This window comes from Anaerotignum faecicola, assembly GCA_024460105.1.
GTDB lineage: Bacteria > Bacillota > Clostridia > Lachnospirales > Anaerotignaceae > JANFXS01.
Genome location: JANFXS010000429.1, coordinates 1 through 413, shown reverse-complemented (window position 1 = coordinate 413; position 413 = coordinate 1). Strand labels below are relative to the sequence as shown.

Here is a 413-nt window from a genome sequence, read left to right as displayed (position 1 = left end):
ATTCTGGTGACCGCCATACTGTTTGCCTCTACGGCATATTACAGGCAGAGTTTCAGAGAATATAATGACAGACAGGCATATTTAACAGCGCGATCCATCGTGCAGACGGCGGCAGCGGATTTTACAGGAAGCGGATCAGGGGAATTGCGGGATGTGCTATTGGATGAAATTTCGGTATATCTGAAAGACGAACCGGATTCAGAGTCCCAAGCTGCCCCGCCCGATGAAGCGGCCGATAAACCGACGGATAAACCGACAGATAAACCGGATACCGGGTATCCGATCCCCAAGATCAAGTTCCAGCTGGATTCCACGATGGGAAGCTGTACCATGACCGGCTATTATATGCCGGACGAGGATCTTCTGATATTGACTGCCGAGGCAAGGAAGGGCGGCAGTACCGAAATTATGAC

Annotated in this window: 1 protein-coding gene; it reads left to right on the top strand. The window is 50.8% G+C overall.

All coding sequences use genetic code 11. From position 1 onward, the window contains the following. Positions 1–413 (top strand): hypothetical protein (locus tag NE664_14715; protein MCQ4727887.1); only part of this gene is annotated, 413 nt, incomplete at both ends.